This window comes from Streptomyces sp. NRRL WC-3618 (assembly GCF_001280005.1).
Taxonomy (GTDB): Bacteria; Actinomycetota; Actinomycetes; order Streptomycetales; family Streptomycetaceae; genus Streptomyces.
In genome coordinates this window covers 1-23752 of the sequence record NZ_LGDW01000032.1, presented here as the reverse complement: position 1 = coordinate 23752, position 23752 = coordinate 1, and the positions used below count along the sequence as shown (strand labels likewise).

General features: G+C 70.3%; 19 protein-coding genes. 9 read left to right on the top strand and 10 right to left on the bottom strand.

The annotated features are described in order from the left end of the window. Positions 1-204: 204 nt before the first annotated feature. The 4 genes from ADL01_RS05285 to ADL01_RS05270 all read left to right on the top strand — a co-directional run bounded on the left by ADL01_RS05285 (position 205) and on the right by ADL01_RS05270 (position 5387). Positions 205-981, top strand: a complete 777-nt coding sequence (locus tag ADL01_RS05285; protein WP_053740714.1) for an isoprenyl transferase — start codon at positions 205-207, stop codon at positions 979-981. Between the two features lie 311 nt (positions 982-1292). Beyond that, a complete protein-coding gene (locus ADL01_RS05280; protein ID WP_053740713.1) occupies positions 1293-2618 on the top strand; it encodes a PhoH family protein in 1326 nt (441 codons plus the stop codon). A gap of 416 nt (positions 2619-3034) precedes the next feature. Further along, on the top strand, positions 3035-3742 hold the full coding sequence (locus ADL01_RS05275; RefSeq protein WP_053740712.1) for a transglycosylase SLT domain-containing protein: 708 nt from the start codon (positions 3035-3037) through the stop codon (positions 3740-3742). Between the two features lie 178 nt (positions 3743-3920). Beyond that, positions 3921-5387, top strand: a complete 1467-nt coding sequence (locus ADL01_RS05270) for an AI-2E family transporter (RefSeq protein WP_053740711.1) — start codon at positions 3921-3923, stop codon at positions 5385-5387. A 127-nt stretch (positions 5388-5514) separates the two neighbouring features. Here the strand turns inward: ADL01_RS05270 and ADL01_RS05265 are convergent, their stop codons facing one another. Both ADL01_RS05265 and ADL01_RS05260 read right to left on the bottom strand, forming a co-directional pair. Then, the gene (locus tag ADL01_RS05265) at positions 5515-6453 is read right to left on the bottom strand and encodes a M56 family metallopeptidase (protein WP_053740710.1); all 939 of its coding nucleotides are present in this window, start codon (positions 6451-6453) and stop codon (positions 5515-5517) included. 555 nt (positions 6454-7008) lie between these two features. Continuing rightward, positions 7009-7548: a carboxymuconolactone decarboxylase family protein gene (locus ADL01_RS05260; RefSeq protein ID WP_053740709.1), complete on the bottom strand. Its 540-nt coding sequence runs from the start codon at positions 7546-7548 to the stop codon at positions 7009-7011. Positions 7549-7629: 81 nt separating this feature from the next. Between ADL01_RS05260 and ADL01_RS05255 the strand changes: the two genes are divergently transcribed. The 4 genes from ADL01_RS05255 (at position 7630) to ADL01_RS05240 (ending at position 10826) form a co-directional block, all read left to right on the top strand. Continuing rightward, positions 7630-8583: a hydrogen peroxide-inducible genes activator gene (locus ADL01_RS05255; protein WP_053740708.1), complete on the top strand. Its 954-nt coding sequence runs from the start codon at positions 7630-7632 to the stop codon at positions 8581-8583. A 180-nt stretch (positions 8584-8763) separates the two neighbouring features. Beyond that, a complete protein-coding gene (locus ADL01_RS05250) occupies positions 8764-9894 on the top strand; it encodes a MarR family transcriptional regulator (RefSeq protein ID WP_234354501.1) in 1131 nt (376 codons plus the stop codon). 96 nt (positions 9895-9990) lie between these two features. Further along, positions 9991-10389, top strand: coding sequence for a roadblock/LC7 domain-containing protein (locus ADL01_RS05245; protein WP_053740707.1), 399 nt, complete (start codon positions 9991-9993; stop codon positions 10387-10389). Positions 10390-10397: 8 nt separating this feature from the next. Beyond that, complete coding sequence (locus ADL01_RS05240) at positions 10398-10826, top strand: hypothetical protein (RefSeq protein WP_053740706.1); 429 nt, start codon at positions 10398-10400, stop codon at positions 10824-10826. An 89-nt stretch (positions 10827-10915) separates the two neighbouring features. Here ADL01_RS05240 and ADL01_RS05235 read toward each other — a convergent pair whose 3' ends face one another. The 5 genes from ADL01_RS05235 to ADL01_RS05220 all read right to left on the bottom strand — a co-directional run bounded on the left by ADL01_RS05235 (position 10916) and on the right by ADL01_RS05220 (position 15916). Next, on the bottom strand, positions 10916-13213 hold the full coding sequence (locus ADL01_RS05235) for an ABC transporter permease (RefSeq protein ID WP_053740705.1): 2298 nt from the start codon (positions 13211-13213) through the stop codon (positions 10916-10918). 65 nt (positions 13214-13278) lie between these two features. After that, positions 13279-13968 carry an ABC transporter ATP-binding protein gene (locus ADL01_RS05230; RefSeq protein WP_053740704.1) on the bottom strand — a complete coding sequence of 230 codons (690 nt, stop codon included), beginning with the start codon at positions 13966-13968 and terminating at the stop codon, positions 13279-13281. Next, positions 13965-14492 (bottom strand): PadR family transcriptional regulator, encoded by a 528-nt coding sequence (locus ADL01_RS05225; protein WP_053740703.1) that lies wholly within the window; start codon positions 14490-14492, stop codon positions 13965-13967. Before ADL01_RS05225 ends, ADL01_RS05230 begins: the two co-directional genes overlap by 4 nt. A 192-nt stretch (positions 14493-14684) precedes the next feature. Beyond that, entirely contained in the window at positions 14685-14963 is a 279-nt protein-coding gene (locus ADL01_RS45775; protein WP_078960329.1) for a hypothetical protein, read from the bottom strand. Beyond that, positions 14960-15916 (bottom strand): SPFH domain-containing protein, encoded by a 957-nt coding sequence (locus ADL01_RS05220; RefSeq protein WP_053740702.1) that lies wholly within the window; start codon positions 15914-15916, stop codon positions 14960-14962. Before ADL01_RS05220 ends, ADL01_RS45775 begins: the two co-directional genes overlap by 4 nt. A gap of 282 nt (positions 15917-16198) precedes the next feature. Here ADL01_RS05220 and ADL01_RS05215 point away from each other — a divergent pair, with 282 nt between their 5' ends. Next, positions 16199-18640 (top strand): transglycosylase domain-containing protein, encoded by a 2442-nt coding sequence (locus ADL01_RS05215; RefSeq protein WP_053740701.1) that lies wholly within the window; start codon positions 16199-16201, stop codon positions 18638-18640. Between the two features lie 80 nt (positions 18641-18720). Here ADL01_RS05215 and ADL01_RS05210 read toward each other — a convergent pair whose 3' ends face one another. The 3 genes from ADL01_RS05210 to ADL01_RS05200 all read right to left on the bottom strand — a co-directional run bounded on the left by ADL01_RS05210 (position 18721) and on the right by ADL01_RS05200 (position 23501). Further along, on the bottom strand, positions 18721-20778 hold the full coding sequence (locus ADL01_RS05210) for an ATP-binding SpoIIE family protein phosphatase (protein ID WP_420719683.1): 2058 nt from the start codon (positions 20776-20778) through the stop codon (positions 18721-18723). Positions 20779-21334: 556 nt separating this feature from the next. Beyond that, positions 21335-22027: a DUF402 domain-containing protein gene (locus ADL01_RS05205; RefSeq protein WP_199834758.1), complete on the bottom strand. Its 693-nt coding sequence runs from the start codon at positions 22025-22027 to the stop codon at positions 21335-21337. Positions 22028-22100: 73 nt separating this feature from the next. Beyond that, a complete protein-coding gene (locus tag ADL01_RS05200; protein ID WP_053740698.1) occupies positions 22101-23501 on the bottom strand; it encodes a class II fumarate hydratase in 1401 nt (466 codons plus the stop codon). Between the last annotated feature and the right edge of the window lie 251 nt (positions 23502-23752).

The window sequence follows — 23752 nt, the reverse complement described above, 5'->3', positions numbered from 1 at the left end:
ACCGCCGGTCTCGCCCTCGGTCAGTGCGGAGTCGGGGCGGTCGGCGGCCCGGTTCCCCCGCGCGCAAGAGCCCCCGCCGCGCAGCGGTACGCTTCCCCCTCCGGGGATCGCCACCCCCGAGGACCGCCACACGGGCAGGGACCGCGGGCCAGGGATTGCGCTCGGCCGCGCCTGTCCGATCCGTACGGAGGGGCTGACAAACACGTGAAGCTGCGCGACAACCTGCGCCGGCTGCTGGTCAGGGTCTACACACGCCGGGTGGAGGGCCACCTCGACCACGACCAGGTGCCCAAGCACATCGGCGTCATCGTGGACGGCAACCGTCGCTGGGCGAAGGCGGCGGGCTCCACCCCCGCCCAGGGACACCGGGCCGGTGCGGACAAGATCGAGGAGTTCCTCGGCTGGTGCTCCGAGACGGACGTCGAGGTCGTCACCCTCTGGCTGCTCTCCACGGACAATCTCACCCGTCCGCAGAACGAGCTGGCACCGCTTCTCGAGATCATCGAGAACGTCGTGACCTCCCTCGCCGCGGACGGCCGCTGGCGCGTCCACCACGTCGGGAACCTCGATCTGCTCCCGGCCCGGATGCAGACCCAGCTCAAGGAGGCCGAGGAGGCCACCGCGCACGTGGCGGGCGGGATACTGGTCAACGTCGCCATCGGCTACGGCGGTCGGCAGGAGATCGCCGACGCCGTGCGGTCGATGATGCTCGACGCCCACGACAAGGGCACCTCACTCGAGGAACTCGCCGAGAACGTCGACATCGACATGATCGGCAAGCACCTCTACACCAGCGACCAGCCCGACCCCGACCTCGTCATCCGCACCAGCGGCGAGCAGCGGCTGTCCGGGTTCATGCTCTGGCAGACGGCCCACTCGGAGTACTACTTCTGCGAGGTCTTCTGGCCGGCCTTCCGCAAGGTCGACTTCCTGCGCGCCCTGCGCGACTACGCGGCCCGTCACCGGCGCTACGGCAGCTGAGAGCGCGACGGGAACGCCCCTTTGGGACGGAAGTAACGAGGAGTTCACCAGCGCGCCGCCGTTCGGCGTGGCATGGCCGGGGATGTTCGAGGGCATAAACCAAGCAGGTCGACACCCGAACCACGGGCGTCGTATCTCAGCGGGCGGCACGGGGCCGTCCGCCCGGGAGGCCCTTTGCACCAGCCCGACCGTGTGGTCACAGCACGGGCGAACAGGCGGAGGGCCGGTTCTCGGCCCGCGCATTGGGGCCGTCGACCGGTCCAGATTTCCTTCGTCGCTCCCCGACCTCATCCGAGGGGGTACGTCCTTCCGTGGTGACCAGCACAAAGCGCCGTATGCCAGACCGGCGCACCTATGTTCTCGACACCAGCGTCCTGCTGGCCGATCCAGGCGCCCTGAACCGCTTCGAGGAGCACGAAGTCGTGCTGCCGATCGTCGTGGTGACGGAACTGGAGGCCAAACGGCATCATCCCGAACTCGGGTACTTCGCCCGGCAGGCGCTACGCCTGCTGGACGAGTTCCGGGTCCGGTTCGGTCGTCTCGACGCCCCGATTCCGATCGGGGAGTTGGGTGGGACCGTCCGTGTCGAGCTCAACCACTCGGACCCCAGCGTGCTGCCAAGCGGCTATCGCCTGGGGGACAACGACTCCCGCATCCTCGCGGTCGCCCGCAATCTGCAGGCCGAGGGGTACGACGTAACCGTCGTGTCGAAGGACCTGCCACTCAGGATCAAGGCCTCGTCCGTCGGGCTCCTCGCCGAGGAGTACCGCGCGGAGCTGGCCATCACGGGCTCCTCCGGCTGGACCGGAATGTCCGAACTGACCCTGGCCGGCGAGCAGGTGGACCTGCTCTTCGACGAAGGCCACGCCTACGTCCCCGAGGCCGCGGACCTGCCGGTGCATACCGGTCTGACGATCCAGTCGGAGCGCGGCAAGGCCCTGGGGCGCGTCACGGCCGAGGGCAACGTCCGCCTCGTACGCGGGGATCGCGAGGCGTTCGGTATCAAGGGGAGGAGTGCCGAGCAGCGGATCGCGCTCGACATCCTTCTCGATCCGGACATCGGGATCGTGTCGATGGGCGGCCGGGCGGGCACCGGCAAGTCGGCGCTCGCGCTGTGCGCGGGGCTGGAGGCCGTGCTGGAACGGCGGCAGCACCAGAAGGTGATGGTCTTCCGGCCGCTGTACGCGGTGGGCGGGCAGGAGCTGGGCTATCTGCCCGGCTCCGAGTCCGAGAAGATGGGCCCCTGGGCCCAGGCGGTCTTCGACACGCTGTCCGCGGTCACCAGCCGCGAGGTCATCGAGGAGATCACCGCGCGCGGCATGCTCGAAGTGCTGCCCCTCACCCACATCCGCGGCCGGTCGCTCCACGACGCGTTCGTGATCGTGGACGAGGCGCAGTCGCTGGAGCGGAACGTGCTGCTCACCGTGCTGTCCCGGATCGGCGCCAACTCGCGGGTGATTCTCACCCATGACGTGGCACAACGGGACAACCTGCGCGTAGGCCGGTACGACGGTGTCGTGGCCGTCGTCGAGAAGCTGAAGGGCCACCCGCTCTTCGCGCATGTCACCCTCAACCGGTCCGAACGCTCCCAGATCGCCGCCCTGGTGACCGAAATGCTGGAGGACGGGCAGATCTGACCCCTGTTGGGTGAATAGGGGAGTTGGTGATATCGGCGCCGCCCGGCAAAGGCGAAGAGCCTAGCCGGGCGGCGCTTCCGCGTCTGCGGCTTTCCTCAAATCACCTGGGACAAGCAAGGTGTGAGCTTTCACACGCAACTCAGAATTGCCACCCGGCGTCCGGTTACGGCAGAGTCTCATTCCTGTCAGGCCCCGCATACGACACATCTGTACCCCCAGTAGTACGGCACCACAGAAGCGCCGCCTTCAACTCCATACCGCCGTCGTATGCCGCCCGTGCACCACGCGGCGCTCCCCGCAAGGGAGTTGCCCACCGGGCCCGTGTCTCCCGTGACCCGCTGTTGGGAGGCCAGTGTCTTGGGGCAAGATTGCGTCCGCCAAGGTCACCGAAGCGGGCGACGCTGGAAGGAAACCGTGTGAGCCGGATTTCGGTCCGGGGGCTGGCAGTGGCTTCGGCCACGGCGGTCACCGCTGTCGGCGCAGTTACGGGTGTGGCCTCGGGCCAGACCGGGACCCCCCACGACGCTGAGGCACTCGTCGGCGACACCACGCTGCTCACGGACATTCCCGTGGGTTCCCAGGCCGAGGTGCAGACCGCGTCCCTGACGCAGCAGGCAGACATCCAGGCCGTCGCCGCCGACGCCACCGCGAAGAAGAACGCCGAGGAGTCTGCGCGCAAGCAGGCCGCCAAGGACGCGGTAGCCAAGCAGAAGTCTGCCGAGAAGGCCGCTGAGAAGGCCGAAGCCGAGGCCAAGGCGCGCAAGGAAGCGGAAGAGGCGGCCAGCCGTTCCGCGACGCGCGACGCGTCCAGCTTCCCGCTGCAGGCCTCGTACTCGATCGCCGAAGTCCAGGAGATGGCGCGCCAGATCGTCCCGGCCGACCAGTTCCAGTGCTTCAGCAACATCGTGAACCACGAGTCCAGCTGGAACTACCAGGCGGACAACCCCAGCTCCGACGCGTACGGCCTCGTGCAGGCGCTTCCGGGTTCCAAGATGTCCTCGGCGGGAGCCGACTGGGCGACGAACCCGGCCACCCAGATCAAGTGGGGCCTGAGCTACATGAACGACCGCTACGAAAGCCCGTGCGGTGCCTGGAACTTCTGGCAGGCCAACCACTACTACTAAGCCTGCTGGGCCTCCTGCGCCCACTGCGCTCAGTTCTCTCAACCTTTCCGAGCCCCTCGCCGTCCTTCGGTGGGGGGCTTCGGCCGTGTACGGTCAGATACGGACCGCTGCTCCCGTGGCTCGCGAGCTGTAGGGGGAAGCGTTGGGCAGAGGGAGAGACGGGGGACGAGGGCGGATCATGTCGCGAATGCCGCATTGGCTCGGCCGGGCCGGTGCCCGGCTGACCGAGCTGGGCGAGCGGTTGGACGCACGCCGGGCCGAGGTCGAGAGGGAGCACGCTCACGACGCGGGCCCGCCGCACGGCACCGAGCCATCGCGACGACCGGACACCTCACCGCCCGCACCACCCGCCGCGCCCGGCCACGGGCCCGAGCAGGAGCCCCGCTCCGGGCACGAGCAGTCTCCCTCCGCCGCGACCACCACCACCCTCACCGGTCCCGGCGCGGTCGCCGGCCGGCCCGAGCCCGCCGCCGTCGTCCCGTGGGGCGTACGAGTCGCTGCCGAGGCGGGCTGGCGGCTGCTGGTGCTCGCGGGCACCCTCTGGGTGCTGATGCGGGTCATCAGCGCCGTCCAACTCGTCGTCTTCGCCTTCGTGGTGGCGCTGCTCATCACCGCGCTGCTCCAGCCGACGGTCGCCCGCCTCACCCGGTGGGGCATGCCGCGCGGGCCCGCGACCGCGCTCACCGCGATCCTCGGGTTCGTCGTGATGGGGCTGATCGGCTGGTTCGTGACCTGGCAGGTCATAGAGAACACCGACCAGCTCTCCAACCAGGTCCAGGACGGCATCGACGAACTGCGCAACTGGCTGCTCAACAGCCCCTTCCACGTCACCGACAAGCAGATCAACAAGATCGCGGAGAACCTGCGCGAGGCGATCGGCGCCAACACGGACTCGATCACGTCGGCGGGTCTGGAGGGCGTCACCGTCATCGTCGAGGCGCTGACCGGCATACTGCTGGCCGCCTTCTCGACCCTGTTCCTCCTCTACGACGGCAAGCGCATCTGGGAGTGGACGCTGAAGCTGGTCCCGGCGGCGGCCCGTCCCGGTGTCGCCGGCGCCGGTCCGCGCGCATGGCGCACGCTGACGGCGTATGTGCGGGGCACAGTGATAGTGGCTCTGATCGACGCCATCTTCATCGGCCTCGGCCTCTACTTCCTGGACGTGCCGATGGCCGTCCCGCTGGCCGTGTTCATCTTCCTGTTCTCCTTCATCCCGCTGGTCGGCGCGGTCGCCTCGGGCGCCCTCGCGGTGGTGGTGGCGCTGGTGACCCAGGGCGTCTTCACGGCGGTGCTGGTGGTCGCGGTGGTGCTGGCCGTACAGCAGATCGAGGGGCACGTCCTGCAGCCGTTCATCCTGGGCCGGGCGGTCCGGGTCCACCCGCTGGCGGTGGTGCTCTCCGTGGCGGCGGGCAGCATGGTGGCGGGGATCGGCGGCGCGGTGGTCGCCGTACCGCTGGTGGCGGTGACGAACACGGTCGTCGGCTATCTGCGCGCGTACTCCCAGGCCCACACCCAGGAGACGGCGGGGCTGCGCCAGGCGCCGCAGCCGCGCGGAGCGACGTCGGTGGACATCGCGCTGACCACGTCCCAACGGGGCGCCGTGCGGGCTGAGCAGGGGCCGCCGCCGTCGGATTCGCCCTCGTAGGGCGGTTGGCCACGCCGAGTGGTCTGTGGGCTGCCGGGCCGCGTGGAGCCCGCGGGTTCGTGGTCGCCGGTCGGGCCCCGCGGCAGAGCCGCAGATCGATACAGCCCTGCGGCCCTTCAGAGCGCGGTCAGTTGAGGATCCTCAGGGCTGGGGCCAACGCGATCAGCAGGGGGATCAGTGGGGCCAGGGTGGCGGCCAGGAGGGTGGCGGCGCGATAGGGGGCGTCCAGGCGTGGCGGCGGCGCGAGGAGGCGTTCGACGCGGTCGCCCAGCTGCCCGCGTGTGCAGGCGCAGGACAACACGCCCCGGTGCCGGTTGAGTTCGATCAGGGCGAGCGCGGTGGTGCGGTGACCGCAGCGTCGGGAAGCCGTGTCGTCGGCGGCCAGTTCGACCAGGCGGTGCGTCTGGTCCCGGAAGTGCGTGAAGACCGGAACGCGCGGGAAGCCGCTCGCCAGTGCCTGCGAGAGATGCAGCAGCCAGTCGTGGCGGGCGCGGGCGTGACCGAGTTCATGGGCGAGTACGGCGTCCAGCTCATGGTCCGACAGCCTGCGCAACGCGCCCGTGGTGACGACCAGTTGGGGCGTTGAGCCGGGCATCAGCCAGGCGTCGGGATACTCGTCCTCCAGAACCAGCAGCGGCCCCCGGGCGGCCGGGAAACCGGCGGGCAGGTCCGGGGCGCGCTCCCGCAGATGTACGCGCCGCAGCCGGCGCCGCCTGCGTGCTTCGGCGAGTTCCCGGGCGAGCATGGCGACGGTCCAGGCCGCCCCGCAGGCCAGCAGCAGCGTCAGTACGGTGAGCCAGACGGGCGCCCGCCCCAGCTGATAGGCGGCGGTGACCGAGTCCGGCGCCGGCGCGAAGGCGTGGACCCGTACGGTGCCGAACGCGGCCGTCGCGCCCAGCAGCAGCGCGGCGAGGCAGCACACCAGCACGGTGGCGACCAGGCACTGCCACACCCACAGCCCCAGCACCGGTTCCCGGTCGGGCCAGCCGGCCCCGGTCAGCACACGCGGCAGGACAGCGGCGGCCGTCAGGGCGACGGCGGCCATCAGCACCAGGACGACGGTCATTGCGGGTGGCTCCCTCAAACGGAGAAACACGGTCCTCGCGGGCCGGTACGACGAAGGCGGCGACGAACGGAGTGAGGGTTCACCCATTGTCGGACGTACCACGTGCCGCGTCCAGTCACCCGCACCGACAGGCAGACCCCGCCCGGCGGCCCAAGTCGCGGAAAGAGGCGCCCGATCGACGCGGCTGGGGGTGCGGTGCGCGGTGTGATCCGGTGGGCAAGGGGGCCTCATCCTGCTCGGCGAAGGCCGCCACCGCGTCCAGTCACCCGCGCCGACCACCGGCCCAGTCCGGCGGATCAAGTTGTGGGCGAGGCCCCCACTCCTGCCTGGCCCAGGCCGCCACCGCGTCCAGTCACCCGCGCCGACCACCGGCCCAGTCCGGCGGATCAAGTTGTGGGCGAGGCCCCCACTCCTGCTCGGCGAAGGTCGCCACCACGTCCAGTCACCCCCGCCGGCCGCCGGGCCCTGTCCGGCGGACCGAGTCGCAGGAGGCACCGACGACAGATCGGCGCGAGTGGGCGTCTCAGCGCCTCCGGTCCGGCACCCGCTCCACCCTCACCCCTCCCCGGCGAGGATCGCCTCCGCGTCCAGTGTCGTGCCCACGGCCTGGAGCACCGCCGCGATTCTGAACGCCGCCTGTACCGTCTCCCGGTCGACGCCCGCCGTACGCAGCACCCGCTCGTGCGCGTCCAGGCAGGCGCCGCAGGCGTTGATCGCCGACACCGCCACCGACCACAGCTCGACGTCGGTCCGCTCGACGCCCGGGTCGCCGAGGACGTTCGCTCGCAGACCGGCGCGCAGTCGCCCGTACTCCGGGTCGGAGAGCAGATGGCGGGTGCGGTGGAAGACGTTGCTCATCGCCATCGCGGCGGCGGTCGAGCGGGCGGCCGTGTACGCCTCCGGCGACAGACGCGTCCTTGCCTCCGGCCCCAACTCGCGCAGCACGCGCGGTGAGCGGGACGCGATCGCGCAGACCAGCACCGTGCCCCACAGCCGCTGCCCGGTGAGCGCGGAGCCGTCGACGACCTTCTCCAGATTGAGGCGCAGGTCCGCCGCGTAGTCCGGCAGTGCCGACTTCAGTTCCGCGAGGCCCATACCCAGTCACCCTCATTGATCAGAAGAGTCACTACACTCTGCCAGGTTGATCCACGAAAACTATCAGTCGGGAGTACGGGTATGGCCGCGGCCAAGAACACCGACGGGCGCCGCCGCCCCAGTCTCGCCCAGCTGCGCGCCTTCGTCGCCGTCGCCGAGCACCTGCACTTCCGGGACGCCGCCACCGCGATCGGCATGAGCCAGCCCGCCCTCTCGGGTGCCGTCTCCGCCCTGGAGGCGACCCTCGGCGTCACCCTGGTGGAGCGCACCACCCGCAAGGTGCTGCTGTCGCCCGCCGGTGAGCGGCTCGCCGTACGCGCCCGGGCCGTCCTGGAGTCGGTCGGCGCGCTGATGGCGGAGGCCGAGGCCGTGCGCGCGCCCTTCACCGGAGCCCTGCGGCTCGGCGTGATCCCGACCGTCGCGCCCTATCTCCTGCCCACCGTCCTGCGCCTGGTCCGCGACCGTTACCCGGACCTCGACCTCCAGGTCCACGAGGAGCAGACCGCCGGCCTTCTCGACGGACTCAGCACCGGCCGCCTCGACCTGCTGCTGATCGCCGTCCCGGCCGGACTGCCCGGCATCCTTGAACTCCCCCTGTTCGACGAGGACTTCGTACTCGTCACACCCCACGGTCATTCCCTCGGCGGGCGCACGGACATCCCGCGCGAGGCGCTGCGCGAGCTCGACCTGCTGCTCCTCGACGAGGGGCACTGTCTGCGCGACCAGGCGCTCGACATCTGCCGCGACGCCGGACGCGCGGACGCCCCGGTCACCGCCACGGCCGCCGGGCTGTCCACCCTCGTCCAGCTCGTCGCCGGCGGCCTCGGTGTGACGCTGCTGCCGCACATCGCCGTCAAGGTCGAGGCGGACCGCGACGACCAGCTCCGCACCGGCCGCTTCGCCGCCCCGGCCCCGACCCGCCGGATCGGCCTCGCGATGCGGGCGGGCGCTGTGCGGGGCACGGAGTACGAGGAACTGGCGGCCGCTCTGCGGGAGGCGCTGCGGCCGTTGCCCGTAAGGGTGTTGGGCGACTAAACAGGTGACCGTTCGATCAAATGAGCGTCGAACAACGAACGTTGGGCGGCGAGAGAACTCAACTTCCGTCAGGTGACAAGACCCCGGTCTGAATATGCGCCCGGACTGATACACATACCCCCTCAGTGCTACGCGTCAGGCGTATGTGCGAAATGCCGATGGGTAAGGGCAAGGGGAGTGATGTCGGTCATCCGCGATTCCGTATCCGCCCCCGGCAACCGGTCCCCTGACTCCCGGTCCCCTGACTCCCGGTCCCCTGACTCCCGGTCCTCGGATTCCCCGTACCCGGATTCCCAGTCCCCGGATTCCCTCGGCCGGATCGGCTACGAACTGCTGCTGAACTCCCTGGCGGACTGCGGTCGCGAGGAGTACACCGGGGCGCTGCGCGCGGCCGGCAGTCCCGGCGGGACGTTCTACTTCCGGCGCGGACTCGTGGTCGCCGCCGAGAGCCCGGGCGCCCCCGGCCCGGAGGCGCTGCTGCTGCGCTCCCGCCGGATCAGCGGGGAGCAGTGGGCCGAGCTGGTACGGGAGGCCGGGGGAGCGCGCTGGCCGGCCGCGGAACTGATCAGGCACGGGTACACGGGCGCCGTCCAACTGCGCGTCGTCTGCATGATGGCGTTACGGGACACCGTCTTCGCGGTCGTCGCCGGCCGGGTGGACGCCTGCGAACGCGACCCCGGGGCCGAGCCGCTCGCCCCCGTCCCGGTGGGCGAGGGGCCGGTGCGCCTCCTCCAGGACGCCAACCGGAAGCTCGCCGCCCTCGCCGCCCTGCCCCACCCGGTACGCCCCAACCGTGAGCGCCCGAGCCCGATCGCGGCGACGGACGCGGCCGATGAGGGGCGACTCACCCCCGTACAGCAGGAGTTGCTGGCCCACGCCGACGGCCGCCGGACCGCCCGTGACCTGGCGTTCCGTACCGGTCGGGGGGTGTACACGGTGACGGTGGAGGTGGCCCGGATGGCCGGGGCCGGGCTGCTGGAGTGCGCCGAGGGGGCCGGGCCCCTCCCGGTCGTACGGGTGCCGGCGGAGGGGCTGCGGCAGCGCAGGCCGCCGCAGCCCCCGCCGGCGCCACCTCCGCCGCTGCCGCCTCCGTACGTCGATCCGGCCGTCGTCACCACGCTGGCCGCCGTCCTCGCCTCCGACGCGCAACCGGCACCACGCCCCGCGCCTCGACCGCAGGCCCCCGCTCCCGCACTGCCCCGCCGCGAACCCGGCGCCAGTGGCATCACCGAATCTCTCGCCCCGGAAAAGCGCGGGACGAGCTGGAAAGGGTTCTTCCGAATGCGGAACGGAACTCATGGAAATACGTAGAAGCCGTAGAAGTAGTAGAAGGCGTAGAAGTCATACGGGCCGCAGAAATCATGGAAGTTCATAGAAGTTCATTGAGTTCATAGGGGAGTTGAGTACATGGACCACAAAGCGCTGGCCATGGAAATGCGCGACCTGCGCGAAAAAGTGGACGGAATCACCGACACGGCGATTGCCGCCACCGACGGACTGCTCATAGCGGCGGACACCGCGGAGTCGATCGACCCCGAGGGGCTCGCCGCCATCGCCGCCGCGGGACTCGGCCTCGCGCGCAGAGCCGCCGAGGCGACCGGCCGCGGCACCCTGCGCCGGACGGTCACCTACGGCAGCCAGGGCTGTGCCGCGTTCTACGCCGTCGGGGACACCGCGCTGATGGTCGTACTCGGCGACGAGGGCGTCGACCTGGAGCGGCTGCACCGCGCGACCCAGCCGGCGTTGCGCCGTATCGGCTCGATCCTCACCGCGACGGATCCCGCCGTCGCGACCGAAGGAGTGTGAAGGAAGGGATGGGGACGAAACGCATGACCGCAGGCTTCTCCGACCAGGTCATGAGCCTGGTCAAGGCGCTCCGTACGGATGCCCCCGAGTGTGTCGCGTCCGGGGTGGTCGACATGGCCACCGGGATGCTGCTCTCGTACGAGACGGTCGACAACCATCCGCCGGAGGTGCTGGACCTGCTGGCGGGCGCGACGCTCGACCTGTTCCAGGGCCGTACGGTCGCGATGATCGAGGACGTGTTCAAGGAACGGCGGGGCGTCCAGAGCGACCAGCACTTCTTCCAGGAGATCCTCGTCAACAGCGACAACCTCACTCACCTGTTCGTACGGCTGAACGAGCAGCAGGACGTCGTCGCCGTGGTCGTCTGCCGCAAGGCGGTCAACGTCGGCATGCTCTTCGCGCAGGTGCGGCGGGTGGTCAAGGAGTACAGCCTCTGAATCTCCGCCGAGCGGAGCGCCGACAGGCCCCTTCCCAGGAAACCGAGGTCCGGGGGAGGGGCCTGTGCGGCGGCCGCGGGCGGGAGGCGCTACTCCGTACGCAGGCCGTCCGGGCGCATCATCCGCAGCAGCGGCGGCAGACTCAGCACCGTCACCAGCAGGACGACGCCCGCGCCGATGCCGCTCATCGTCAGTACGGCGGCCCAGTCGACGCCGATCGCCCTGCTCGTCATCTTCAGCAGGACGACGCCCAGGATCAGCCCCACCCCCGTGGACAGCAGCAGCCCCAGTCCGACCGGGATCGCCGTCTGCCACAGCACCGACAGACTCAGGGTGCGCCGCCGGGTGCCGAAGGCGACCAGGGACGACAACAGCTTCCGGCGCTCGCGCAGTTGCTCCAGCTGGGAGACCAGCAGGCTCACCCCGATCAGCAGCAGGACGCAGGTGGAGCCGACGAACAGGCCGGTGCGGATCGAGTTGAACTGCCTCGTGCGGCTGGTGGCTTCCCAGGTCATGGCATCCGCCAGGGGATCGATCCGCGCCGCCGTGTTGCGGACCTGGTCGGAGGCGTCCGCCACCCGGGGATCGAGGCTGACGAAGATGCGTCCGGAGGACTGCGCCGCGATCTCCTTGGGCAGGGCGCCCATGGTGGCGAGGATGCCACCGCTCGTGCCCCCGGACGGGTCCTCGCGCACGTCGGCCTGCTTGAGGCCCGCCGGCACCGTCCAGGCGACCGCCGGTTTCTCGGTCTCCAGACTGCGGGGGCTGACCCACACCTTCAGGCCAGGTTTGACCAGCAGGGGCGTGTCCGTGTCCTCCTCGGCACCCTGAACGGCGAAGACGTCGCCGTCCCGGCACGAGGGGAGCCGGCCCACCTCACGCAGCGCCGCGCAGTCGCCGATGGTCACCTGGGCGTACTTCTGCGCGGACTTGGCCTTCTCGCCCACCGAACCGTAGAAAAGAACGGTGACCTTCCGGACGCCCTCGGTCGCGGTGAGCTGCCGGCCCGCCGGGAGGAGCGGGACGCCGTCGGGAACGGCGACCTCCATCTGGGCCCGTGCGACATCCTGCTTCGACGGGGTCTCGTAGGCGCCGGCGACCCCGGAGAAGAACATCTGCAAGGCGATCGCCCCAGCCACCGCCACCGCGATGCCGTTCACCATGCGGGCCGCTGTACCGCTGCTCAACTGAAGCCGTCGGACGGCCAGTTGCCAGGAAAGTGCGCCGGTGCCGAGCCGGGCGACCGCCGCCTCGACGACCCAGGGCAGAAGCGCGGTCACCCCGATGAGCAGCATCGAGACACCGGCGATGACGAGGAAGTCATTGAAATTCCCGGCGTCGTTGCCCTGCCCGATCATGGGGGAGAGCGCGGCGACGCCGCCCAGCGGCAGCAGCAGCCGCCACCACAGGCGACGGCGCGCGGGCCGAGCCGTACGCACCACACCGAGTGGTTCGATCACCACACCGCGCAGGGCGAACAGGGTGACCAGCACGGCCGCCACCGGCACGACGACCCCGACCAGGACTGCCAGCGCGGGCGCAGGATTCAGGTCGCTCGGGAACACGCTCATGTCGAGGATGGAGACGTAGGCCGCTGCCTGACGGCCGATGAGGAAGAAGACGGCGCCGAGGACGAGCCCGACCACGGCGCCGGCGAACGCCTCGCCCGCGGCGATCCGCCGGGTCATCATGCCGTCGGCCCCGACCAGTCGCAGCGCGGCCAGCCGCCGGTCGCGCCGGTCACCGCCGAAGCGCACGGCGGTGGCGATGAAGACACCGACCGGCATCAGAAGCACCAGGAAGACGACGAGGGTGAGGAGGAGCAGAACGGGATCCATCCCCTCGGACGTCGGATGCAGATCCCCGAACCGGGTGAGCCGCCCCACCACACCGCCGGAGAAATGCTCCGCGAGCCCCTCGCCACCCCGGTAGAAGGTGAGTTCGGCCGGTCCGACGAGCCCGCTGTCTCCGATGGTGCCGACGATCCGGTCCGGCAGCCGCTCCCGCAGCAGCTTGCCGTCGCCGGACTTCAACAGCCGTTCGAGAGCGGGCGAGACGAACATCTCCCCGACCGCGGGAAACCTGTCGATCCCCGGCGGCAAGGGTGCCCGTACCCCTTCGGGTTCCAGTTCCCGCCCGCGTATGTCGTCTGTGCGGAAGGTCGTGTCGACTCTGGCGACGACCACTGTGTTGTCGGCCTTCGGCGGCTGCTTGTCGACGTACACGACGTCCGTGCGGGCGGTCTCGCGCTCGTGCCGGGCCGCCAGCGCGCTCGGGATGGCGGTCGTCAGCAGCAGCAGCGCCACCCCGAGCCCGACTCCGACGGCCGTCAGGGCGACCCGCCCCCAGCCCTCGCGCCCGCCCGTGAAGGCGAACCGGACCCCCATGCCCAGGTCCCGCGTCCTCCCCCACGCGCGGCCTCGCTCGTGCGGAAGGTGCCCCCCTTGCCCGCTCATATGACGCGCTCCATGTCCCGCGACTTCCCGTCCCGTACGACGATCTCGCGGTCGGAGTAGGCGGCCACCCGCGCCTCGTGCGTGACGAGCACGACGGCCGCGTTGGTCGACCGGGCGGCCTCGGTGAACAGCTCCATCACGCGCTCGCCGTTGAGCGAGTCGAGGGCGCCGGTCGGCTCGTCGGCGAACAGCACCCGGGGACTGGTGACCAGCGCCCGCGCGACGGCGACGCGCTGCCCCTGGCCGCCGGACACCTCGCCGGGCCGCTTGCCCTTGAGGTTGTCGACCTCCAGCCGTTCCATCCAGGACAGCGCGGTCCGCTCGGCCTCCTTGCGGGAGGTCCCGTTGAGACGGAGGGGGAGCGCCACGTTCTCGACGCAGGTGAGCTCCGGGACGAGCTGCCCGAACTGGAACACGAACCCGAACTCGGAGCGCCGCAGCAGACTGCGCTGCGCGTCGCTCATCCCGGCCATCTCGCGCCCGTTGTACATGACGGACCCGGAGTCGGGCGGCACGATGCCGGCGAGACAGTGCAGCAGGGTCGACTTGCCGGACCCCGACGGGCCCATCAGGGCGACGACCTCACCGGGGTGGATCGAGAACTCGGCGCCGTCGAGCGCCTTCGTCGGGCCGTAGGCCTTGTGCAGGTCGGCCGCGACGAGCAGGGAACCAGCCGGAGGAGTCATCGGGTCGTCACCGCCAGAGCGAGTTTGTCGAGACGCGCGGCGGTCAGCTCCAGCCAGCGCAGATCGGCTTCGAGATGGAACAGCGCGTGGTCGCAGATGAGCTGGTCGGCAAGGTCGCCCTTGCGCTTGCGCTCGGTAAGGATCCGCATCATCCGCAGATGCTCGGAGCGCTGCGTGTCGAGGATCTCCCCGGCGTTGCGGTGCGTGAGCAGCGCGAGGACGACCTTCGTGTAGAGGACCGACTGCAGATACGGCTCGGGCTTCTCGGGTGTGGCGAGCCACCGCTGTACGTCGGTGACCCCGGCGTCGGTGATCGCGTAGCGCTTCCGGTCGGGACCGTCGCCGGCTTCGATCCCGTCGACCTCGACAAGCCCGTTCTTCAGCAGCCGGGACATCGTCGAGTAGACCTGCCCGTAGTGCAGCGGGCGATCGTGACCGAACTTGTTGTCGAAGGCCCGCTTCAGGTCGTAACCGTGTCGGGGGCCGGACTCCAGGAGTCCTAGAAGGGTGTGACCGATGGACATGGGAAGGACTATACGCACGAGGTATACGAGGTGTGTATACCTGCCGTGCATAGATCACCTGGATGGCCGATCGGTGGCGGTGAGCGCGCAGGTGGGAGCCGGTTGTCACAGTTCTGTCACCGGCGCCGGGCGAGCGCATCTCGGCGCCGGGCGGGCATCCTCGGCCCGTCCGGCGTTTGAGGACGAGGCCCTTCAGGCCGACGGGGGTCCGGGGGCGGAGCCCCCAGGGGGGCGCCCTCGCCGAGGAATAGGCCCCGCTTCCCCTGGCAACCGCCCTGCCTCAGCCAATGCCCGCCGCAACAGAAACTCGATCTGGGCGTTGGCCGAGCGCAGCTCATCCCCCGCCCACCGGGCCAGCGCCTCGTACACGGCGGGGTCCAGCCGCAGCAGCACCTGCTTGCGCTGCTGCTGCGGCCGACGCGCGGCGCGCTCGGGCTCTTCGGCCGCCGCGCCCCCGGAGGAATCACTCACTGGTACAGGGACCCCGTGTTCAGGACCGGCTGCGCCGCGCGGTCACCGCACAGCACCACCAGCAGGTTCGACACCATCGCCGCCTTCCGTTCGGAGTCCAGCTCCACGATGTCGTCCTCGGTGATCCGGGCGAGCGCGGCCTCGACCATCCCGACCGCGCCGTCCACGATCAGCCGCCGCGCGGCGACGACCGCCCCCGCCTGCTGCCGCTGGAGCATCGCGGAGGCGATCTCGGGAGCGTACGCGAGGTGGGTGAAGCGGGCCTCGATGATCTGGACGCCGGCCGCCGCCACGCGCGCGTGCAGCTCGACGGCCAGCTTCTCGGTGATTTCCTCGGCGTTGCCGCGCAGCGAGAGCCCGTCCTCCTCGTGGGCGTCGTACGGGTACTCGATGGCGATGTGCCGGACGGCCGCCTCGGTCTGGATGGCGACGAAGTCGACGTAGTTGTCCACCTCGAACGTCGCCCGCGCGGTGTCCTTGACCTTCCACACCACGACCGAGGCGAGCTCGATCGGGTTGCCGTAGGCGTCGTTGACCTTGAGGACGGCCGTTTCGTGGTTGCGGACCCTGGTGGAGATCTCCGTGCGCGAGGTGAGCGGGTTCACCCAGCGCAGCCCGTCCTGCCGGATCGTCCCCCGGTACCGCCCGAAGAGCTGGACGACCCTGGCCTCGCCCGGCGCGACCATGTTCAGGCCGCACATGGCGACGAAGGCGCACAGGCCTATCAGGATGCCGAGGACGATCAGCGCGGCCTTGGCCCCGCCGCCGGAGACGGTCGTCGCGCCGACGACCATGCACACGCCGACCGCGAGTCCGAGCAGCCCCAGCAGCAGGGCGAGTCCGCCGCCGATGCTGTGGGCCGGAGTCTCCCGGATCTGCGGGTCGGGCATGTCGGGCAGGTCGACGCCGAGATCGGCGGCCGAAGTGGAGTGGGTGGAGTGGTCTGTGGTCATGGATTGGTTCCCCCGTTTCGTGACTGGTGTCGTCGCACCTAGCAACGTTCTAGCTAAGTGATATCACTTTACCGCACCCGGCAACCTTCCACAGCCCCCACTAGTCGGTTCCATCGGGGCGGGTGCTGATTGTCACGTCCGAAAAAGGCGGGATCGGCATCTCGTCGTCATATCTGCCGGTGTTATTTTTCTGAGCTGACCTGAGCCACGAACCTGTGTGACGTCACGGACCCGCGTGACCTACGAGACGGAACACAAGAAGGAACCGGAGCGAAGCGACCCATGGGACGAGCGGACGAGAGACGAGCGCGGCAGCATCGCGGTGGCCGCCGCGCGGCGCCCAAGCGCTCGACCGGAAGTGCGTCGACCGGTCCCGAGAACGGAGCCGAAACCGGGGCCGGGACCGCGGGCGGGACCGCGGGCGGCACCGCGACGGCGACCCTGACCCTGGGCCGGGCGGTGGGCAGGGCGGCGACGCGCGCCAAGAGCGGCAAAGGCGGTAACGGCGGCAAGGAAGGTAAGAGTTTCATGCGCCGTCTCTTCACCTGGAAGAAGATCCTCGGCGCGTTCTTCGGGTTCATCCTGCTCGGCATGGGCGCCTTCATCGTCCTCTACCTGATGATCGACGTGCCCGCCGCGGGCAACGACGCCGCCAAGCTGCAGAGCAACATCTACAAGTACAGCGACGGCACCGTCCTCGCCCGCACCGGCACGGTCAACCGCGAGATCGTGGACCTGGCCGACGTACCCAAGGATGTTCAGCGGACCTTCGTCGCCGCGGAGAACAAGTCCTTCTACAAGGACTCCGGCGTCGACCTCAAGGGCACCACCCGAGGTCTGATCAACACGCTGTCCGGCAAGGGCAAGCAGGGTGGTTCGACGATCACCCAGCAGTACGTCAAGAACTACTACCTGGACCAGAACCAGACCGTCACGCGCAAGCTGAAGGAACTGGTCATCTCGCTGAAGGTGGACCGCGAGAAGAGCAAGGACTTCATCCTCGCCGGCTACATCAACACCAACTACTACGGCCGCGACTCCTACGGCATCCAGGCCGCCGCGCAGGCCTACTACCGCGTCGACGCCAAGAAGCTCACCGTCGAGCAGGGCGCGTACCTCGCCGCGCTGCTCCAGGCACCGAGCCAGTACGACTGGGCGGTCGCATCCGACACCGGCAAGAGGCTGGTGACCGCGCGCTGGAACTACGTACTCGACAACATGGTCAAGGAGCGCTGGCTCGACCAGGCCACGCGCTCCGCCATGAAGTTCCCGGTGCCGAAGCCCCCGAAGGGCGCCCCGGGCCTGGAGGGCCAGACCGGCTACCTCGTCGGGGCGGCCAAGAGCGAGCTGGCGAAACAGCTCGTCAAGAAGGGCACGGCCGACGACGCCGACGACGCCAAGGCGCAGGTCGACGCGGGCGGCTGGACGATCACGCTCAACATCGACCGGAAGAAGCAGGCCGCGCTGGAGCAGGCCGTCAAGAGCCAGCTCACCAGCAAGCTCGACGCGAAGAAGCGCAAGGTCGACGGCAACGTCCAGGCCGGTGCGGTGTCCGTCGACCCGAAGACCGGGCGGGTGCTCGCGATGTATGGCGGCACCGACTACTTCAAGCACTACATCAGCAACGCGACCCGGCGTGATTACCAGCCCGCGTCCACCTTCAAGCCGATCATCCTCGCGGCGGCCATGGAGAAGTCGGCGCGTACGCAGGACGGCGATCTGATCAACCCGGACACGGTCTACGACGGCACGAGCGGCCGGCAGGTCGTCTCCGACGGCAACAAGGTCGGCTTCGGACCGCCCAACGAGGACGACGCGGACTACGGTGACGTCACCGTCCAGACCGCGATGAACAAGTCGATCAACTCGGTGTTCGCGCAGATGGGCGTCGACGTCGGGATGTCCGAGGTCATGCGGATCGCTGACGAACTCGGCCTGGACACCAAGGGGCTGCAGGCGGTGCCCGCGCAGACCCTGGGCACGATGGGCGCGAGCCCGATGGAGATGGCCGGCGTCTACGCCACCCTCGACAACCACGGCCGCAAGGTCACCCCGGCCGTCGTGAAGTCGGCCGAACACAAGGACCGTACCGTCGAGTTCGACTCCCCGCTCGGGGAGCAGGTCGTCACCCGGGAGGCCGCCGACACGGTCACGTCGGTGCTGACCGGCGTGGTCAACGACGGTACGGCCCGGCTCTCGGTGGCCCAGGCGAAGAACCGCAAGGGCCAGCAGGTGGCCGGCAAGACGGGTACGTCCGACAAGAACAAGTCGGCCTGGTTCACGGGCTATACGCCGGGCCTTGTCACTTCCATAGGTCTGTTCGGTGAGGATCCCAAGATCCACACTCAGGTTCCGCTGTACGGGGCGGGAGGCTTCGCCCGGGTCAACGGCGGTGGCTACCCGGCGAAGATCTGGGCGGAGTACACCTTCGGCGCGATGGGCAAGGTGACCAAGTTCGACCTGGACGCCACCCAGGGCGCGGGAGTGAAGCCAACGGCGAGCCCGACCCCGTCGCCGACCCCGACCCCGTCGCCGACCCCGACACCGACGCCGTCGCCGACCCCCACGCCGACGCCGACTCCGACGCCGACTCCGACGCCGACCCCGACGCCGACGCCGACCCCGACGCCGACCCCGACCCCGACGCCGACCCCGACGCCGACCCCGCCGGACGGAGGAGGAGACACGCCCCCGGCTCCCCCCGACCCGGGCAACGGGCTGTAGGCACGTACGAGGAAGGGCCCCCGGTGATCACCGGGGGCCCTTCCTCGTACACATGACCTCGTTCATACGACCGTGACCGCTCATGTCCGGTTCAGTTCGAACCAGACCACCTTCCCCGTGCTCAGCCGGGTCGCGCCCCAGCGCCGGGCCAGCCGGTTGACGAGGTACAGTCCGCGCCCGCCCTCGTCCGTGGCCCGCGCCTGCCGCAGCCGGGGCAGCTGCGGCACGTCGTCGCCGACCTCGCAGCGCAGTACGTCGGTCCGCAGCAGCCGGAGGGTGACCGGCTTGGACGCGTAGCGCACCGCGTTCGTCACGACCTCGCTGACCAGCAGCTCCACCGAGTCCGTCAGGTCCTCCAGACCCCAGCGGGACAGGGCGCGCCGGGCGAGCTTCCGGGCCCGTCCGGGTGCCGAGTCCTCCGGGTCCAGATACCAGTACGCGACGTCGCTCGGCGCGATGCCGTCGAAGCGGGCGGCGAGCAGCGCGATGTCGTCGTCCCGGTCGCCCGGGCCGAGCATGTCGAGCACCTCGTCGCACAGCGCCTCGAGGGGCGGCGGATGGTCCGGCCCGGTCAGCTGGGCGGTCGCGGCGAGCTTCTCGCGCAGCTGCTCTATGCCGGTCCAGACGTCCCGCAGCCGGGACTCCACGAGCCCGTCCGTGTAGAGGAAGAGGGTGGCACCGGCGGGCGCGTCCAGCTCCACGGCCTCGAAGTCGACACCGCCGACGCCGATGGGCGCGCCGGACGGCACCTTCAGCACCTCGGCCCGGCCGCCCAGGTGCAGCAGGACGGGCGGCGGATGGCCGGCGTTGGCGATGGTGATCCGGTGCGAGACCGGGTCGTACACCGCGTACAGGCAGGTCGCCATGCGGTCCGTACCGAGCCGCTGGGCCTGTTCGTCGAGGTGGTGCAGGACCTCCTGCGGGGGCAGGTCGAGCCCGGCGAGGGTCTGCGCGGTCGTCCTGAGCTGGCCCATGATGGCCGCGCTGGTCATGGAGTGCCCCATGACGTCACCGACGACGAGCGCGACCCGGCTGCCGGGCAGCGGGATGGCGTCGTACCAGTCACCGCCGACGCGAGCCGTCTCGGCGGCCGGGAGATAGCGCGACGCGAGCCGCACACCCGTCGGCCGCGGCAGGGTCTCCGGCAGCATCGTGCGCTGCAACTCGTCGGCGATGTAGGCCTCGCGGCCGTACAGCACCGCCTTGTCGATGCCGAGGGCGCTGTGGGTGGCGAGCTGGGCGGCGACCAGCAGATCGTCCGTCTCGAACGGGATCCGCTCCGGCCGGCGCAGGAACAGCGCGGCCCCGATGACCCGGCGCCGACCGCGCAGCGGGGCGAGGATCGCGCGCTGACCGTCCGGTACCTCCAGGTCGCAGCTCTCGCCGAGGAGTTCCGGCAGGGCGGCGCGGGCGGCGGGCGCGTCCGCGAAGACGGGCCGGACGCCGCGCAGCACCTCGGCGAGCGCGCCGCCGGGACGCACCTCGCACAGTTCGGCGCTGACCGGGGACAGCTCGGGCGGGGGCTGCGGGACGGCGGACGTGGCCAGGAAGCTGTTCTCGGTGTCCCGCTCCGCCGGGAGCCGGTCGGTGCGGCGCAGCCGCAGCACCAGCGGGCCGGTGGGCCGCTCGTCACCGACGGGCAGCGGGTCGCGCAGATAGACGAGGATCGTGTCGGAGAACGTCGGCACGGTGGCCCGGCACAGCCCCATCACGATCTCGTCGAGGTCGATGCCCCGGGCGATCCGCCGGGTAGCGGCACCGACGAACCGCAGCCGGTCGCCGTCCCGCCGCATCGGCAGCGGGGTCCCCGGGGCGTTGCCCTGCCCGGAACGCCGCTCCTTGCCCGCGAGAGCCCCTGTGGCCGGGTCGGCGCTGTCCGAGGACCCGTTCACCTCGGCGGGGCCGCTCGCACCCGCGTGGTGGTCCGTGGCGTGGTTCTCCGAGCCCGCGCGGGCCGTCTCACCGTCCGGCTGGGCCGGGATGCTGTCCGGCGCCGGACGCGGGCGGTGCGCGTCGGGCTCGGTCGAGGACGGATGGTCGGGCTGCGAGTGCTCGGGGCCCGGAGTGGCCGGTGGACCGGCGGAGTTGGGGCCGGTGGAGCCGGACGTACCGGTACCAGTACCCGAGCTGGATGCCATCGCGCCTGTTCCCGCCTCTGTTCCCGCGTCGTGCGCGGCCCTGCCGACGCCGCCGACGGTCTCGGGGCTCTCCGAGCCTGTCACACAGCCGGCGGCGACCTCCAGCCCACCGGCGGCCCCTGCCTGCCCTGTTGTCTGCTTCGGCAGAGGCAGGGCCGCCGCCTCCGAGGAACGCGGAAGCGCCCCGCGGGTGTCCGCGGGGATGTCCGGTCGGCCCGTGTCCGGCCGACGGTGCTCGTGCGAGGTGGGTTGCTCCGTCACGCGTGTCGAATCCATCCGTCCGGGGCTGCGCGCTGTACACGCAGTTGGTCCCGCCGACTTCCCGATACCCGGAATACGTGCCCCAGGAACGAAAAACCGGCGTGGTCAGAGGTTGTTCCTGCCGCACCGGCGAGCCCTGGTCGGCCCGGACCGGTGTTGCCCTCGTGCCCCTCGCTCACGTCCTGCCGCCCCTCGGTGACGTATGGTCAGGCTCAGCGCATGTTCCGGGAGTTACGGTAGTGCGCCCTTGCGGAGGACGATCCTACGGTTGTGCACCGGGGGCGCATCAAGGGTCTCATGACGACATGTGCGCGGGCGTACGGTCCCAGTCCTCCGGCAGTGACGGTACAGCCCAGGACGCATCCGGGCGCCAGTGCTGCCAGCCATCCGCGAACGGCGCCCCCCACGCCTCGATGACCGCGACCGCCGACCGCCCCGCTTTCCTTACACGTTCGGCGAGTTGGGCGTCCATCAGCCCGGCCTTCTGGGCCTGCGCGAACTCGTCCTCGTCACGCCACTCCCAACTCCGGTCGGGATTCACGGTGATGTCGAGGAAGTGGTCCTCGGAGTCGACGCCGCCGGCCCAACGGACCAGCGGCTCCTCCAGGTTCACGTACCAGTTCTTGAACAGCCAGCCCGGCTCCCAGAAAAGCCACACCGACCAGGGCTCCCCGGGCCGCGCCAGCTTCAGCACCCCGGTGCCGAACCAGCGGTCGCGCTGTACGGTCCGGGGCTTGGTGTACCGCGACTCCAGCGGCTCCACGTGCACGGGCGTGCCGTCGGCGAGCACCGGCTTGACGCACTCGGTGCCCGGTGCCATCCACACGGCGAGCAGCTCGGAATCGTCCCGTACGACGGTGACGGGACGCACGATGTGAAAGCGGTCCCCGGAGTTCTCACGGTATCGCCACAGGATCTGACTCCCGGCGGACCAGTACGCCGCCGACCGGCCCGCTTCCACTCGTCTCAACGCTCCGTCGTCTGTCATGGAGAGATATTAGGTGCCCCGGGCACGTGACGCTGCGGTGCGTGCCACGGTTCACGCCAGTGGCCGGGTGACGTTACGGGCGCGTCATCCGCAGGACATCAAGCGCCGTGTCGAGCTGCTCCACAGTGAGGTCACCACGCTCCACATACCCACCCTCCAGGACGATTTGGCGGATCGTCTTCTGCTCGGCGAGCGCCTTCTTGGCCACTTTGGCGGCCTCCTCGTACCCGATGTACTTGTTGAGCGGAGTGACGACGGAGGGCGAGGACTCGGCGTACTCACGCGCCCGCTCCCGATGGGCGACGATCCCGTCGACCGTCCGATCGGCCAGCAGCCGCGAGACGTTGGCGAGCAGCCGCACCGACTCGAGAACGTTCTTCGCGATGACGGGCAGCATCACATTGAGCTCGAAGTTCCCGGCGGCACCGGCGGTGGTGACGGTCAGGTCGTTGCCGATGACCTGCGCGCAGACCATCAGAACGGCCTCCGGGATCACGGGATTGACCTTGCCGGGCATGATGGACGACCCCGGCTGCAGATCGGGCAGACTGATCTCGGCGAGCCCGGTACGCGGCCCGGAGGCCATCCACCGCAGATCGTTGGCGATCTTGGTGAGCGAGACGGCGACAGTCCGCAGCTGCCCACTGGTCTCGACGATCCCGTCCCGCGCCCCCTGTGCCTCGAAGTGGTCGCGGGCCTCGGTGAGGGGCAGCCCGGTGGCGCGGGCGACCTCCTCGATCACGGCGGCGGAGAACCCGGCCGGCGTGTTGATCCCGGTCCCGACGGCGGTACCACCGAGGGGCAGTTCGGCAAGCCGTGGCAACGAGGCACGCAGCCGCTCCACGCCGTACCGCACCTGGGCGGCGTACCCCCCGAACTCCTGCCCGAGCGTCACGGGCGTGGCGTCCATGAGATGCGTACGCCCCGACTTCACGACGTCGGCGAACTCCTCGGACTTGCGGGTGAGAGCGTCGGCGAGGTGGTCGAGGGCGGGGATCAGCTCGCGGGTGACGGCCGCGGTCGCGGCGATGTGGATGGACGAGGGGAACACGTCGTTGGACGACTGCGACGCGTTGACATGATCATTGGGGTGTACGTCCCTGCCGAGCCGCTCACTGGCGAGGGTCGCGATCACCTCGTTGGCGTTCATGTTGGACGAGGTACCGGAACCGGTCTGGAACACGTCCACGGGAAAGTGCTCGTCCCACTCCCCGCCGGCGACCTCCTCCGCGGCCTCCTGGATCGCGTCGGCGATGTCCTTGTCGACCACCCCGAGCCGGGCGTTGACCTTCGCGGCGGCACCCTTGATCCGCGCGAGCGCCTCGATATGGGCCCGCTCGACACGCTGCCCCGACACGGGAAAGTTCTCCACGGCACGCTGGGTCTGGGCCCGCCACTTGGCGTGCACGGGGACACGGATCTCACCCATGGAGTCGTGCTCCGTGCGGTACTGCTGCTGGTCGGCCGTAGTCATCGTCGTACCTCCGGAAGGGTCAGCACGGGCCCGGAGGGACGTATTCCCCCGGAGGGAACCACTTGCGGTTCCAGACCCGGCCAGCCCGACGTTCTTTCCCGCCCGCCCGCCCGCGCTGATTCTTCAGCCCAGGTCTCGCCCCCTCAGCCCGTCCGGCGTTTGAGGACGAGGCCGTCCAGGCAGAAGGGGGGTCCAGGGGGCACAGCCCCCTGGGGACGGGACGGGTAGGGGCGGCGGGGGCGAAACAAACC